Origin of the sequence: Ensifer sp. NM-2, assembly GCF_003024455.1 — a bacterium.
Lineage (GTDB): Bacteria > Pseudomonadota > Alphaproteobacteria > Rhizobiales > Rhizobiaceae > Ensifer > Ensifer canadensis.
Window position 1 is genome coordinate 385,273 of the sequence record NZ_PVZR01000006.1, and the last position, 12,070, is coordinate 397,342.

General features: G+C 62.1%; 12 protein-coding genes. 9 read left to right on the forward strand and 3 right to left on the reverse strand.

What is annotated here, in order from left to right; all coding sequences use genetic code 11:
• The first annotated feature begins 2 nt into the window (after nucleotides 1–2).
• From C6558_RS15525 to C6558_RS15535, 3 genes are read left to right on the forward strand one after another with little or no spacing between them, the layout of a single operon-like run.
• Nucleotides 3–1,001, forward strand: coding sequence for a branched-chain amino acid ABC transporter permease (locus C6558_RS15525; protein ID WP_057204813.1), 999 nt, complete (start codon nucleotides 3–5; stop codon nucleotides 999–1,001).
• Complete coding sequence (locus C6558_RS15530) at nucleotides 1,001–1,765, forward strand: ABC transporter ATP-binding protein (protein ID WP_107027557.1); 765 nt, start codon at nucleotides 1,001–1,003, stop codon at nucleotides 1,763–1,765. The genes C6558_RS15525 and C6558_RS15530 overlap by 1 nt, the downstream gene beginning before the upstream one ends.
• Nucleotides 1,746–2,462 (forward strand): ABC transporter ATP-binding protein, encoded by a 717-nt coding sequence (locus tag C6558_RS15535; RefSeq protein WP_107027536.1) that lies wholly within the window; start codon nucleotides 1,746–1,748, stop codon nucleotides 2,460–2,462. Before C6558_RS15530 ends, C6558_RS15535 begins: the two co-directional genes overlap by 20 nt.
• Before the next feature lie 305 nt (nucleotides 2,463–2,767).
• Here C6558_RS15535 and C6558_RS15540 read toward each other — a convergent pair whose 3' ends face one another.
• Together C6558_RS15540 and C6558_RS15545 are read right to left on the reverse strand one after the other, a co-directional pair.
• On the reverse strand, nucleotides 2,768–3,109 hold the full coding sequence (locus tag C6558_RS15540) for a hypothetical protein (protein ID WP_107027537.1): 342 nt from the start codon (nucleotides 3,107–3,109) through the stop codon (nucleotides 2,768–2,770).
• 196 nt (nucleotides 3,110–3,305) lie between these two features.
• Entirely contained in the window at nucleotides 3,306–3,992 is a 687-nt protein-coding gene (locus C6558_RS15545; protein ID WP_107027558.1) for a GntR family transcriptional regulator, read from the reverse strand.
• 205 nt (nucleotides 3,993–4,197) lie between these two features.
• Here C6558_RS15545 and C6558_RS15550 point away from each other — a divergent pair, with 205 nt between their 5' ends.
• The 6 genes from C6558_RS15550 to C6558_RS15575 all read left to right on the forward strand — a co-directional run bounded on the left by C6558_RS15550 (nucleotide 4,198) and on the right by C6558_RS15575 (nucleotide 11,187).
• Nucleotides 4,198–5,241, forward strand: a complete 1,044-nt coding sequence (locus tag C6558_RS15550; protein ID WP_107027538.1) for a 4-hydroxythreonine-4-phosphate dehydrogenase PdxA — start codon at nucleotides 4,198–4,200, stop codon at nucleotides 5,239–5,241.
• 74 nt (nucleotides 5,242–5,315) lie between these two features.
• Nucleotides 5,316–6,302 carry a tripartite tricarboxylate transporter substrate binding protein gene (locus tag C6558_RS15555; RefSeq protein WP_107027539.1) on the forward strand — a complete coding sequence of 329 codons (987 nt, stop codon included), beginning with the start codon at nucleotides 5,316–5,318 and terminating at the stop codon, nucleotides 6,300–6,302.
• A gap of 98 nt (nucleotides 6,303–6,400) precedes the next feature.
• The gene (locus C6558_RS15560; protein ID WP_057223065.1) at nucleotides 6,401–6,901 is read left to right on the forward strand and encodes a tripartite tricarboxylate transporter TctB family protein; all 501 of its coding nucleotides are present in this window, start codon (nucleotides 6,401–6,403) and stop codon (nucleotides 6,899–6,901) included.
• Between the two features lie 35 nt (nucleotides 6,902–6,936).
• Nucleotides 6,937–8,475: a tripartite tricarboxylate transporter permease gene (locus tag C6558_RS15565; protein WP_107027540.1), complete on the forward strand. Its 1,539-nt coding sequence runs from the start codon at nucleotides 6,937–6,939 to the stop codon at nucleotides 8,473–8,475.
• A 41-nt stretch (nucleotides 8,476–8,516) separates the two neighbouring features.
• A complete protein-coding gene (locus C6558_RS15570; protein ID WP_107027541.1) occupies nucleotides 8,517–9,455 on the forward strand; it encodes a sugar phosphate isomerase/epimerase in 939 nt (312 codons plus the stop codon).
• Nucleotides 9,456–9,468: 13 nt separating this feature from the next.
• The gene (locus C6558_RS15575; protein WP_107027542.1) at nucleotides 9,469–11,187 is read left to right on the forward strand and encodes a dihydroxyacetone kinase family protein; all 1,719 of its coding nucleotides are present in this window, start codon (nucleotides 9,469–9,471) and stop codon (nucleotides 11,185–11,187) included.
• A 104-nt stretch (nucleotides 11,188–11,291) separates the two neighbouring features.
• Here the strand turns inward: C6558_RS15575 and C6558_RS15580 are convergent, their stop codons facing one another.
• Nucleotides 11,292–11,840 (reverse strand): GNAT family N-acetyltransferase, encoded by a 549-nt coding sequence (locus C6558_RS15580; RefSeq protein ID WP_107027543.1) that lies wholly within the window; start codon nucleotides 11,838–11,840, stop codon nucleotides 11,292–11,294.
• Between the last annotated feature and the right edge of the window lie 230 nt (nucleotides 11,841–12,070).

The window sequence follows — 12,070 nt, forward strand, 5'->3', positions numbered from 1 at the left end:
CCATGACCACCACCAACGACCTGATTGCACAGACGGCGGGCAAGCGCCGCTTCGGCGGCGGCGACCTGATCGGTCTCGGCGTCATTCTGGCGCTCGCTATCGTCGGCTACTTCCTGTTTCCCAACAACCTGGCGCTGTTGACGCGCATCATCGCAATTGCGCTTTTGGTGCTCTCGCTTGACCTCGTCACCGGCTATTGCGGGGTGGCGACGCTCGGGCACGCGGCGCTGTTCGGCGCCGGTGCCTATGCCGCGGGGATTGTCTCAGCGCATTACGGCATCAACGATCCCTTCGCGATGCTCGCCTTCGGCATCGCCGCCGGCGCCGTTGCCGGCCTCCTTTGCGGCGTGGTGATCCTGCGCGCGCACGGCCTGCCGCAATTGGTGCTGTCGATCGCCCTCATCCACCTCTTCCATGAGTTCGCCAACAAGGCGTCGTCCTGGACCGGCGGCAGTGATGGCCTGTCCGGCATCGCGCCGAGCGCTTTGCTCGGTCTTTACGAGTTTGACCTGTGGGGACGCACGGCTTACGTCTTCGGCGTCGTGCTGCTGGTGCTTGTCTTCGCCGTCCTGCGGCTGATCGTGCGCTCGCCGTTCGGCATGCTGTGCCGGGCGATCAAGGAGGATCCCATCCGCATCCGCTCGATGGGGGCGTCGCCCAAGGGCGCGTTGATGAAGATGTATGTCATTTCCGGGGCCGTCGCCGGTGTCGGCGGTGCGCTCAACGCCATCTCGACGCAGGTGGTCGGTCTCGACAGCCTCTCCTTCACCATGTCGGCCGAAAGCCTGGTGATGCTTGTTCTCGGAGGCACCGGTTCGCTGTTCGGCGCGCTCACGGGCACCATTGTCTTCATGTTCTTCGAAGACGTCGTTTCCGCCGCCAATCCGTTCCACTGGCTGACGATGGTCGGCGCTCTGCTGATTGCTGTCGTCCTCTTCGCGCCGAAGGGGCTTTACGGGACGGCAGCCGCCTTCGTTGGCCGCCGCCGGGAGGCAAGATGATGCAGCCCATCTTTGAAGTTCGCAACCTCAAGCGCGCCTTCGGCGGCCTGGCAGTCACCAATGACGTAAGCCTCAGTATGGCACCGGGCGACCGTGTGGCGCTGATCGGCCCGAACGGCGCCGGCAAGACGACATTCGTCAATCTGGTGACAGGCAATCTCGCCCCTGATTCCGGCGAGGTTCGCCTTGGCGGCGAGACGGTCACCCGTATCGATGCCATCGGACGGGTGCAGAGAGGGCTGGTGCGCTCCTTCCAGGTCACCCGCCTGTTTCTCGATATGACGCCGGCCGAGCACGTTGCGCTCGCCGTTTTGCAGCGTGACGGCCGCTCCGGTCGTCTGTTCGGCAATTTTCTCTCGATGCCTGATGTGATGGATGAAGTCGGGCAACTGCTTGGCAAGCTCGGGCTTCGCGAACTGATGCATCGCAAGGTCAGTGAGATCGCCTATGGCCAGCAGCGCCTGCTTGAAATCGCCGTGGCGCTTGCCTTGAAGCCGAAGGTGCTGCTGCTCGACGAGCCGGCCGCCGGCGTGCCGCAGAGCGATACCGGTCGCATCGAGCAGGCGCTCGCCGATCTACCGGCGGATCTCGCCGTGCTGATGATCGAGCATGACATGGATCTGGTCTTCCGCTTTGCCAAGCGCGTCGTTGTCCTCGCGGCTGGCGCCATTATCTTTGACGGTTTGCCGTCTGATGTCACCCAGGATCCGCGGGTGCGAGAAGCCTATCTGGGGAGCTATGCCAATGCCAGCCACGCCGCTTGAGGTGGAAAACCTGTCCGCCGGTTATGGGCCGACGCGGGTGCTCGAAGGTATTTCGTTCTCGGTTCCAGCGGGCGCGCGCCTGGCCGTTCTCGGCCGCAACGGCATGGGCAAGACCACGCTGCTGGCGACGCTTACCGGCCAGACGAAACGCTATGACGGTCGTATTCGCATAGGCGATGCTGATGTGACATCCCTGCCAAGCGCTTCACGCGCTCGCAAGGGCCTGGGCTTCGTGCCACAGGCGCGCTGCGTGTTTCCGACCCTGACCGTCGAGGAAAACCTGTTCGTCGGTCTCAAGGACCGGCCGAAGACCGCACTGCAGGAGGCTTACGACATGTTTCCGCGGCTTCACGAGCGGCGGCGCAACCTCGGCAGCCAGCTTTCCGGCGGCGAGCAGCAGATGCTTTCGACGGCGCGCTCGATCCTCGGTCGTCCGTCGGTCCTGCTGCTGGATGAGCCGCTCGAGGGGCTTGCCCCGGTGATCTGCGAGGAACTGATGAAGGCCTTTGCCGAGCTCGCCAAGACCGGCGACATGACCATCGTGCTGGTCGAACAGCGCATCCAGAGCGCGCTCGATTTTGCCGATCAGGTCATCGTGCTGGAGCGCGGACGCGTTGCCTGGGCCGGCACGCCGCAGGCGCTTTCAAGCGACCACGACGCGGTCGAGCGGCTGCTCGGCGTTGGCGGGCTTCATTGAACCGGTAGTCCCCACGCCGCCGATCGTGTGTTGGCTTCACGTTTTCCTCGACCGTGACAGATCGAGTTTGCTTCTTTTTATCGAAGGTCACGGCGCGCGCCATCAGCTTGCCGTCATACTTGGCTTCAAGGAATGCGCGATGCCGTGTTAGCGCCGCGAACGGATGTCCGAGTCGCTATTATCAATGTCATCCGACACACGCGGGCCGGTACATGTTGAGAACTACACCGCCCGCCAGTTAGCTGCTCTCGGAGCGGTTCTGGCGATGGACACCATGATGTTGCGTTGAAGCTCGGTCAAAGCCGTCAGTGACCACCATCAAGTATGGACAACATCTCCCTTCCCATCGCAAAGGCTCTGGCATCGCCTCTTTCGATGAGCGCATTCGCTACGACCCGTGACCGACTTGGGACATCATCGAGCTTCTTGACGTCGATATTGTCGAATATTCGCAAGCCATAACGCTCGGCCGCCAGCGTGAGATATTCCGCTAAACGATCCTTACGTTTTCTGCGATCTTCGCGCATGCCTGCGGCGGCGCTGACAATATCATTGCGTCGATCGCGCGGAACCAGCACTTCCGCTCGAACGAGGTCAGCTGCGCCACTACGCTCAGGGTGCCTTTTCATCCTGTCTCGAGACGCCATCGCCGATCCCCTTCCTCGCCAAAATATGCGTATCCCGGATACGCATCAAGTTGGATCACGGACATGTCATCTCGGCGCCGCCATACATGGGGCGACGGACAGGGCGGGGCCGCTCAATATATATGGGGTCGATCCTGAGAATAGGACCCAGGGCAAGAAAGAGCCCGTTAGCTTAGAACGCGACTGCGACGCTTCTTCAAACCGAAGCGCGAACGCGCTCCCAGGCGTTCATCAGGTGACGGCCGAGCACTTCGGACAGCTTGGCCTTGTCGCGGGCTTCGAGCGCAACGATCATCTCGTCATGCTCGGCAACCGCGGCCGCCCATTTTTCCGGGCCTTCGTGGCCGATGAAGCGGATGCGCTTCAGCCGTGTCTGCAAGACGCTGTGCATGTCGGCGAGCGCCGCATTTTCGGCGAGCTGGACGATTGCCGAGTGAATCTGCTGGTTGAGCTTGTAGTATTGCAGCCGGTCGCCGACCTTGTAGCGGCGGACCATCTCGTCGTGTAGGGCGCGAACTTCGGCAATGCCGGCGTCGCTTGCCGCTTCACAGGCGAGCTTGCCGGCAAGTTCCTCCAGCGTCTGCAACACCGTCAGCATGTCGTGCACGTCCTTGGCGCTGAAGCGCTTCACGACGGCGCCGCGACTGGGCACGAGCTCCACGAGCCCTTCACTCGCCAGATACTTGATGGCTTCGCGCAAGGGCGTGCGGGACACGCCGAGCTGCTCGCCGAGTTGGCCTTCATGCAGCCGTGTGCCGGGCGACAGGTCGCCTTCGATGATCATGTCGCGCAGGTGGCTGACAAGAGTGTCATGCAGAGCGGTTCGCCTGATCGGGCCGGGGCCGCCGTCGGCGCGTCTCTCCAGTGGTGTGATTTCGTTCATCATTTTGCTTCTGCGTTTGGTGGCCGCGTGTCGGCCATCCGTTCCCCGTGCGTGCCGATTGAATCAGCACTGTCTGATTGAAGCATGGAGACAGGGCTCGTCATCGTCAACAGAAAATGCTGCATACAGAATACAAAAGACTTGATGCAGAATTTTGAATAACGTATGACAGCCTGCGAGAAGCATGAAGTGGAGGACATCTCACATGACGACCAATGGTGCTGCCGGTAACGGCGCGCGTCCTGTCATCGCGCTTGCCATGGGCGATCCCGCCGGCATCAGCCCCGAGCTGACCGCGCGGCTGCTGGCCCTTCCCGATATTCGCGAGGCCGCGCACATCATCACGATCGGCGATCGCCGCATTCTCGACGAAGGCGCCAAGGCTGCCGGTCTGACGCTCGATCTCGAGCCCTCTTCGCTTGAGGATCTCGACAAGGCCGGGACCGCCCGTCACGTATTCGTCGACCTCGGTCATCTCGATCCGGCAGACGTCGATCGCGGCGAGGCGACGCTCGCCGGCGGCACGTTTGCAACGCGCAATTTCCGCACCGCGCTGGAGCTTGCTCATGCCGGCAAGGCCGAGGCCGTGTGCTTCACGCCCTTCAACAAGAAGGCCATGCGCTTTGCCTATCCCGGCTATGACGACGAGATTCGTTTCGTTGCCGACGTGCTCGGCTTCACCGGCAAGGTTCGCGAATTCAACGTCCTCGAGAAGGTCTGGAATGCGCGTGTCACCTCGCACATTCCGTTGAAGGATGTGGCTGACAATCTCTCGGTCGAAGGCATTCTGGCCGAGGTCGAACTGACACAGGCCTGCCTCAAGGAAGCCGGCTACGAAGAGGCGAAGATCGCGATTGCAGGCCTCAACCCGCATGCCGGCGACGGCGGCAGCTTCGGCATGGAAGAGATCGACATCATCGAGCCGGCGGTCGAGAAGGCCAAGGTGCTCGGCTACAACGTCGACGGCCCGTTCCCGGCCGACACCGTTTTCGTGCGCGCACTCAAGGAAGGCTTCAATGCCGTCCTGACCATGTACCACGATCAGGGTCAGATCGCGATGAAGCTCATGGGCTTCGACAAGGGCGTGACGATGATGGGCGGCCTGCCGTTCCCGCTCTGCACCCCCGCACACGGCACGGCCTATGACATTGCCGGCAAGGGTATTGCCGATGTCGGCGCAAGCCGCGAGGCGCTTCTGCTCGCCGTTCGCATGGCGAAAAAAAAGGCTGCCCTTTCGGCCGCCGCCTGATTTCGCGCGCTTTCAAGCACTACCGGCGCAGGAGGAGGTCTTGCGCCGCATCTCACTCAACGGGAGGATTAGACATGAAAAAATCCGTTTCTATCGCATGCATCATGGCAGCCGCATTCGGCGTTGCCGCTCCGGCGTCGGCCTTCGAGCCCGACCGTCCGGTTGAATTCGTCGTCACGGCTGGCCCGGGCGGCGGCACGGACATCTTCGCGCGCACGATCCAGGCGATCATCGGCAAGTACGAACTGATGAAGGCGCCTGTTGTCGTCACCAACAAGGGCAGCGCCGGCGGCGCCGAAGGTTTCGTCTACACCGCGACCAACAAGGGCGACGCCTACAAGCTGGCATTCGGCACCAACAATGCCTACCTGCTGCCGGTCCGCGCCAAGGTGCCTTACAAGGCCGAGGACCTGACGCCGGTTGCAGCGCTTGCTTCCGACGAATTCATCCTCTGGGTCAACGGCAAGGCGTCTTACGCGACGGCTGCCGACTTCGCCGCCAAGGCCAAGGAAGGTGGACTGAAGATCGGCGGAAGCCAGTCGAAGGACGTCGACCAGATCCTCACCTCGATGATCAACGAGGCGACCGGCGCGACCATCAACTACATCCCATTCAAGAGCGGTGGCGAAGCGGCCGTTCAGCTCGCTGGCGAACACCTCGACGCCAACGTCAACAACCCGAGTGAAAACCTCGGCCAGTGGCAGGCCGGCATGGTCAAGCCGCTTTGCGTCTTCAAGAGCGTCAAGCTGACGAACGACGCCAAGGTTGCCGGCGACAAGGGCTGGAGCGACATCCCGACCTGCAAGGAGACGGGCATCGCCATCGACAACTACTCCATGCCGCGCACCGTCTGGCTGCCGGCTGGCGTTGAGCCGGATGCCGTCAAGTTCTATGCGGACCTGATGCGCAAGGTTTCCGAAACGCCGGAGTGGGCGAAGTATCTTGCCGATACCTCGCAGTCTCCCGCTTACATCGCTGGCGACGACTTCAAGGTCGCCATCGAGATGGACGGCGCCGCAGTCGGCGAAGTTCTGAAGCGCGAAGGCTGGCTCGCCAACTAAAACAGGCGATATATCGGGACGGGCGCCTCGACAGCGCCGCGCGTCAAGTATGACGCGCTAAGGGGAGCGCCCGTCAACCGGTTTGAAAGGTCACGATCATGAGTGAGAACAGTGCGAATGGGCTTTCCCGCTTCGCGGTGGAGCTTGGCGTTGCCGCGTTGACTGGTATCTTTGGCGCAGCCGTCTGCTATGGCGCCTCCGATGTCGGCGCCGGATGGAGCGATTTCGGCCCAGAGGCTGGTTATTTTCCCTTCTACATCGGCGTTCTGATCATTCTGGGAAGCATTGCGAATGCGATCGGTGCATTCGTGAAGCATCGTGGCACGGGTGATATCTTCATCGACGGCGCCCGCGCCCGCGTCGTTGCCTCATTCCTCTTGCCTCTTGTCGCCTTTGCCGGCGTCTCCGCTTGGCTCGGGCTCTATGTCGGGACGGCGCTTTATATCGCCGGCGCGATGCTCTTCCAGGGGCGTTACAAGTGGTGGATCGCACTGCCGGCGGGCGTGGCCGTTTCGCTCTTCTTCTTCATCGTATTCGAGATCGGCTTCAAGGTTCCGCTTTTGAAGGGGCCGGTTGAGGCATGGTTCGGGATCTACTGATCCTGACCGCTTAAAGTTTCCCCGGGAGGAATGACATGGAAAATATCGGTCTTCTGATCGATGGCTTCGGCCACATCCTCAGCTGGAATCACATCCTGCTGATGATGGTCGGCGTCACGCTCGGCATTCTCGTCGGTGTTCTGCCCGGCCTCGGCGCGCCAAACGGCGTATCGCTGCTGTTGCCGCTGACCTTCTCCATGGATCCGATCTCCGCCATCATCCTGCTCTCCTGCATGTATTGGGGAGCGCTGTTCGGCGGCTCGACGACATCCATCCTGTTCAATATTCCGGGCGAGCCCTCGTCGGTCGCAACCACCTTCGACGGCTATCCGATGGCCAAGGCAGGGCAGGCGAGCCGCGCCTTGACGCTGGCCTTCGTCTCGGCCGGCATCGGTGCGCTTGCCGGCGTCGTGATGATCACGCTCCTGTCGGGCTGGGTCGCGAACTTCGCGCTGCGCTTCTCGTCACCGGAATACTTCGCGGTCTACTTCCTTGCCTTTGCAAGCTTCATCTCGATGGGTGCGCAATCGCCGTTCAAGACGCTCGTCTCAATGATGATCGGTTTCGCGCTTGCATCGGTCGGCATGGACACAATCTCCGGCGATCTGCGCCTGACCTTCGACATCCCGACCCTGATCAAAGGCGTCAGCTTCCTGATCGCCGTCATGGGCCTCTTCGGCATCGGCGAACTGTTGCTGACAACGGAAGAAGGGCTGCGCTTCGAAGGCATCAAGGCGCGCGTCAGGCTCGCCGAAATCGGCCGCACCCTCGTCGAGATCCCGCGCTACTGGCTGACGATCGCGCGCTCGACCATCATCGGTATCTGGATGGGCATCACGCCTGCCGGCCCGACCGCAGCCTCCTTCATGAGCTATGGCGTCGCCCGTCGTTCGGCACGCGACAAGTCGAAGTTCGGCAAGGGCGACCCGCGCGGCATCGTAGCACCCGAGACTGCCGACCATTCGGCCGGCACTTCGGCACTGTTGCCGATGCTGGCGCTCGGCGTTCCCGGTTCGGCCACGGCTGCCGTCATGATGGGCGGCCTGATGATCTGGGGCCTGACGCCCGGTCCGATGCTGTTTACTGACCGGCCCGATTTCGTTTGGGGTCTGATTGCCTCGATGTATCTCGGCAACGTCGTCGCCGTCATCCTGGTGCTCGCCACCGTGCCGCTCTACGCCTCGATCCTGCGCGTACCGTTCTCGATCATTGGCCCGATCATCGTCGCGGTCATCTTCTCCGGCGCCTATCAGGTGGCCAATTCCGTCTCCGATATCTTCATGGTCATCGGCTTCGGCGTGCTGGGCTACGTCTTCAAGAAGCTCGATTATCCGCTGGCGCCCCTGGTTCTCGCCATGGTGCTCGGCGACAAGGCCGAGGATGCCTTCCGCCAGTCCATGCTTCTGTCGAGCGGATCGCTGAATATCTTCTGGTCAAATGCGCTGGTTTCGTCGTTGATGGGCCTTGGCCTGGCAATGCTGCTGTCGCCTGTCGTCTTCGGACTGATCGGCCTGGTTCGCAAGCGCAAGGGCGATGATGCAACATCGCCGGGCGACGGTAGCGCGGCGGCTTGACGGAGCCGCCGCACCAAACTTCAAAAAATTGGGGAAACGCCATGGCAAACGCGCCGCGCAAATGGATCCGTGACACCTGGCCTATCGCGGCCGCCATGATCCAGTATCCGAACATCCTGGCGGATGGCCGCTCGGTTCAGGACCAGTCGGTCGAGGAATGGGCACTGACACTCGATGACGTCGTCGATGCCGGCTTCACTGAGCTCGACCCGACCGACAGCTGGATCCGTCTTGCCGATTTGTCACCGGCACGGCTTGGGAGCTTCGTCGCATTGACGCGTGATCTCGGCTTGACCATGCCGGGGATCTCGACTGCGCGTCGCAGCGTCATCGATCCTGTTCATGGTGACGAGTATCTCGCCTATGGTCATCGGGTCATCGATACCGCAGCCGCGATCGGGGCAGGTTCGGTCTCCTTCGGATTCTTCGGTCCGTTGACCGATGCGCAGAAGAAGGCGCTGTGGTTCTGGACAGTCGATGGCGTCAAAAACCCTGATGACGCAGCCATCTGGCAGAAGGGTGTCTCGCGCATCCGCGAGCTCGGCCGCCATGCCGAAGAACTCGGCATCGAGCTGGCGCTCGAGATGTATGAAGACACGTACATAGGTTCCGCCGATAGCGCGGTGCGCTTCGTCACCGACGTCGGTCTTGCGAATGTCGGCATCAACGCCGACCTCGGCAACCTGATCCGCCTGCATCGTCCGGTCGAGCACTGGCAGGAAATGATGGCGAAGGTTGCACCCTTTGCCAAATACTGGCACGTCAAGAACTACAACCGCACCGAGGACGAAACTTCGGGGCTGATCGTCACCCATCCAGCCCCGCTGGAGTTCGGCGTGATCAACTACCGTTCCGCCATTCGCATGGCGCTTTCGCACGGGTTCCAGAGCCCGTTCCTCTGCGAGCATTACGGTGGCGATGGCCTTTCCGTCAGCGCAACCAATCGGGACTATCTGAGGCGCATTCTGCCTCGCGACTAAGGAACAAGTAGCGATGACCACGATCTTTGACGCACCGGAAGATTTCGCCGTAACCGCGCTCGCCGGCTTCAGCTCCATCTATGCCCGCAATGTCCGCCTGGTGAAGGGCGGCGTCGTGCGCTCGACCAAGGTGCCGAAGGGCAAGGTCGCCGTCGTTATCGGTGGTGGCTCCGGCCATTATCCGGCCTTTGCAGGTTATGTCGGCCCGGGCATGGCTGATGCTGCCGTCGCCGGCGACGTCTTTGCCTCGCCGTCGACCGCTGCCGTTGCGCGTGTCTGCCGTCATGCCGACCAGGGCGGCGGCGTTCTCCTCGGTTTCGGAAACTATGCCGGGGACGTCCTGAATTTCGGCGTTGCCGCCGAACGCCTTCGGGCCGAAGGCATCGACGTGCGCATCGTGCCGGTGACCGACGATGTCGCGAGTGCCACGGCTGATACGGCGCCTAAGCGCCGCGGCATCGCCGGCGATCTCGTGGTCTTCAAGATTGCAGGCGCTGCTGCCGAAGCCGGTCTGTCGCTGGACGAGGTCGAGCGCGTCAGCCGCCTTGCCAATGATCGCACCGTCTCCTTCGGGGTCGCTTTCGGCGGCTGCACCCTGCCGGGCGCGACCCATCCGCTCTTCACGGTTCCGAAGGGCGAAATGGCGCTCGGTCTTGGCATTCACGGCGAGCCGGGCATCAGCGAGGAAAAGGTCGTAACGGCAACCGAGCTTGCGAAATTGCTTGTCGGCAAACTGCTGGCCGAGCGTCCGGCCGGGACGGCAAAGGTTGCGCCGGTGCTGAACGGTCTGGGCTCAACCAAGTACGAAGAGCTTTTCGTTCTTTGGGTCGCTGTCGAACAGGAATTGAAGGCGGCGGGCCTCGAAATCGTCGATCCGGAATGCGGCGAGTTCGTCACCAGCCTGGACATGCAGGGCTGCTCGCTGTCACTGCTCTGGCTCGACGAAGAGCTTGAATCCTACTGGCGTGCGCCATGCGATGCACCGGTGCTGCGCAAGGGCGCGATCATCAACGCGGAGCCGGCGACCGATACGATTTCCGATGAGGATGGTCCCGCGACCTTCGCGCCTGCGTCGCAGGCCTCCAAGGAAAGCGGTAAGTGCATTGCCCGGTTGATCGGCAAGGTTGCCGATGCCCTGAAGCAAGCTGAAGACGAACTCGGCCGTATCGACGCCTTTGCCGGCGACGGCGACCATGGCCAGGGCATGCGCCGCGGCTCTGCGGCGGCCCAGGAGGCCGCGAACTCTGCGGTAGCGGCTGGGGCAGGCGCTGCCAGTGTGCTGGCAACGGCGGGCGATGCCTGGGCCGATCGCGCGGGCGGCACGTCGGGCGCAATCTGGGGCCTGCTTCTTCGCTCCTGGAGCAACGCATTTTCCGACGACGACAAGCCTGCGGATGCGGCCATCATAGAAGGTGCGCGGCTCGCGCTCGACGGCGTCACCCGTCTCGGACGCGCCCGCGTCGGCGACAAGACCTTGGTCGACGCCCTCGTGCCGTTCGTCGACACGTTGGAGCGGGAATTTGAAAACCTGAAGTCGTTGAACAAGGCTTGGGAGGCGGCGGCCAAGGCTGCTAGCGATGCGGCTGACGCCACGTCCAGCCTGACGCCGAAACTCGGCCGCGCGCGGCCGCTTGCGGAAAAGAGCATCGGCCATCCGGATGCAGGCGCGGTGTCGCTGGCGCTGACAGCTCGCGTTGCCGCCGACTTTCTGAAGGAAGACGTCGACGCCTGATAACGCCGTCCGGTCCACTCCTCGCAAAAAAGGGCGCGGGTCCTCCCAACCGCGCCCCGTTTGTTGTCTTGGTCTTGCGCCTGGCCCAAACCGGTCGTTCGCCGTCAGCGGACCTTAGAATACAGCAACGCGTCTCTTGCTTCATTCGAGACGTTTGGATGAAGAAGATAGCGGCGCAGAACAGCTTCACGGGCCATGCCAGCCTTCTCCATCACGCGCGACGACGCGATGTTGACGACGTCACAAGTCGCCTCTGTTCGAAATATAGTTGGGTGCGCGAGAGCATGTTCCAACAACCAGCTAACAACCTCTGTGGCAACCCCCTGTCCCCAGTGGTCCCGGCGAACGATCCAGCCGTATGATACCCGCCCGGAAGCTACGCGCGGCTCCACCGTTCCAATGATCTGCTCTGGCGCTGTACGCAGGGCAATCAGAGATGGAAAACTTGTCCCGGCATCCCACTCTCGCTCCGCTTGCTCCAGAAAAGCGGTAGTCTGCGAAATGTCGGAGTGGGGCCTCCAGACCAGGTAGCGAGTAATGTCCACGTCAGTGGCCCAGCCTTCGAAAACCGACGCCGCATCAGATGCCTGGGCCTTTCGGACGAAGAAGCGTTCGGTGTTGAACGTCTCGGGTAGTCGATATTTCTCAGTCATAAAAATATCCATAGATTCAGAATCGTAGTTCTAAGATGGCCACAGACGTGGGGCTTCTTGAGGCTAAAACCAGATCGAGACTTTGGCAATCAATGACCGGTGTTGTGATGGGTTTCGGATGCTGGCGCTCCACGCGTTGGCCTGGCTCGGGCCGGCGTCCGAAAGCCTCCAGTGAAAGAACCCGCGGGATGGAAAGCGCGGTTGCCGGTCTATGGGGATTTGTCGTTTTC

Bases quoted from the DNA above. Each gene is read 5' to 3' on its own strand.
- C6558_RS15525 (WP_057204813.1), top strand. From the start codon at position 3: ATGACCACCACCAACGACCTGATTGCACAGACGGCGGGCAAGCGCCGC.
- C6558_RS15530 (WP_107027557.1), top strand. From the start codon at position 1,001: ATGCAGCCCATCTTTGAAGTTCGCAACCTCAAGCGCGCCTTCGGCGGC.
- C6558_RS15535 (WP_107027536.1), top strand. From the start codon at position 1,746: ATGCCAGCCACGCCGCTTGAGGTGGAAAACCTGTCCGCCGGTTATGGG.
- C6558_RS15540 (WP_107027537.1), bottom strand. From the start codon at position 3,109: ATGGCGTCTCGAGACAGGATGAAAAGGCACCCTGAGCGTAGTGGCGCA.
- C6558_RS15545 (WP_107027558.1), bottom strand. From the start codon at position 3,992: ATGAACGAAATCACACCACTGGAGAGACGCGCCGACGGCGGCCCCGGC.
- C6558_RS15550 (WP_107027538.1), top strand. From the start codon at position 4,198: ATGACGACCAATGGTGCTGCCGGTAACGGCGCGCGTCCTGTCATCGCG.
- C6558_RS15555 (WP_107027539.1), top strand. From the start codon at position 5,316: ATGAAAAAATCCGTTTCTATCGCATGCATCATGGCAGCCGCATTCGGC.
- C6558_RS15560 (WP_057223065.1), top strand. From the start codon at position 6,401: ATGAGTGAGAACAGTGCGAATGGGCTTTCCCGCTTCGCGGTGGAGCTT.
- C6558_RS15565 (WP_107027540.1), top strand. From the start codon at position 6,937: ATGGAAAATATCGGTCTTCTGATCGATGGCTTCGGCCACATCCTCAGC.
- C6558_RS15570 (WP_107027541.1), top strand. From the start codon at position 8,517: ATGGCAAACGCGCCGCGCAAATGGATCCGTGACACCTGGCCTATCGCG.
- C6558_RS15575 (WP_107027542.1), top strand. From the start codon at position 9,469: ATGACCACGATCTTTGACGCACCGGAAGATTTCGCCGTAACCGCGCTC.
- C6558_RS15580 (WP_107027543.1), bottom strand. From the start codon at position 11,840: ATGACTGAGAAATATCGACTACCCGAGACGTTCAACACCGAACGCTTC.